Below are 1,271 nucleotides of genomic sequence, written 5' to 3'. Positions count from 1 at the left end.
GCTTAGGAGCGCGTTAGATTTTCTTCACGCACTTCGCGCAAGAAGCATAGATCCTTTGGATCTATGTTTACTGCATAAAGCAGTAAAGAAGAATATATAGTATATTCACTCTGGTATCGTTGCGCTCCACCTGAAGATAATAGTAAAAAAAATGAATGAATTTAACTACGAAGACTGGCAATCATTTTATAAAGATCGTGTAAAAGGTGAGCGTGGGTTGCAATTGGTTCGCGGATACCTCGCGCATGCAGCCTCACTATCCGCTCGGAACCTCCCTCCCATATTTGAGTTTTCACACCTAGCCGCCCTTTTAGGTGTTAGCGAAGTTACCTTAGCAACAATTTGCCATTCACCACACAGCTACTACAGGACATTCGAGATACCCAAACGAACAGGTGGGCTTCGCGAGATCAGCGTACCACGGCCGATACTGATGAAGCTTCAGCGGTGGATTTTAGCGAATATTGTTGAGTTTGTTGAGGTCCATCCTTCAGCCCACGGTTTCCTGAAGAATCGTTCGATCGTTACTAATGCTCAGCAGCATTTGGGCTGCAATGAGCTGCTTAAGATTGATATATTGAATTTTTTCCCGTCGATCTCTTCCGGCAAAGTGCGCAGCTTGTTAGCTGAGCTCGGCTATTCCGATCCAGTTGCAAGCGCGCTTACCAGAGTTTGTACTAAGAATGATGGGCTGCCCCAAGGTGCGCCAACAAGTCCGGCGCTCAGCAATCTAGCAGCAAGGGCATTTGACATCCGAATTGCCGATCATTGCGCCGAGGAAGGACTAATATATACGCGGTACGCTGACGACATCGCTATATCGGGGCAACGTATAGACTCCTCGCTTAGAGGGAAGATTATCCAGATACTTGCAGATGCGAATTTCAAGATACACCCTGTCAAAAGTCGACTTTATGGTCCGAATGATCGGAAGATTATTGCTGGGATCTCAATCTCATCAGGGAAGCTCATGCCACCAAAAGCTTTTGTGCGCTCGGTTAGGCAGGACGTCTTTCATGTGACGACTAAGGGATTGATCGCTCATATGGCCGCAACTGAGAACTTTGATCCGCTTTACCTTGAGAGGTTATTGGGAAAAATAGCTTTTTGGAAGCACGTCACAAAGAATAGCGACCAGTCATTACGGGCAGAACTTGCACTTAAGCGATATATGGCCGATTCGGGATTGGCATGATGAACCCCGTCAATGTTGCGCTAGTAGGCCGCCCGCGGCTTCTTTCCATCATGATGATCCTCTCGTGGTTTGCATC

At 47.0% G+C, this 1,271-nt stretch carries 1 protein-coding gene; it reads left to right on the top strand.

Going from position 1 to position 1,271, the window contains the following annotated elements; all coding sequences use genetic code 11:
• Positions 1 to 151 precede the first annotated feature (151 nt).
• Positions 152 to 1,195 carry a reverse transcriptase family protein gene (locus RCF13_RS06665; protein WP_151659277.1) on the top strand — a complete coding sequence of 348 codons (1,044 nt, stop codon included), beginning with the start codon at positions 152 to 154 and terminating at the stop codon, positions 1,193 to 1,195.
• Positions 1,196 to 1,271 lie beyond the last annotated feature (76 nt).

The sequence above is a fragment of the Stenotrophomonas maltophilia group sp. RNC7 genome (assembly GCF_030910085.1).
Classification (GTDB): Bacteria; Pseudomonadota; Gammaproteobacteria; order Xanthomonadales; family Xanthomonadaceae; genus Stenotrophomonas; species Stenotrophomonas sepilia.
The sequence above is the reverse complement of the archived record's forward strand: the minus strand, read 5'-3'. Positions and strand labels throughout refer to the sequence as shown.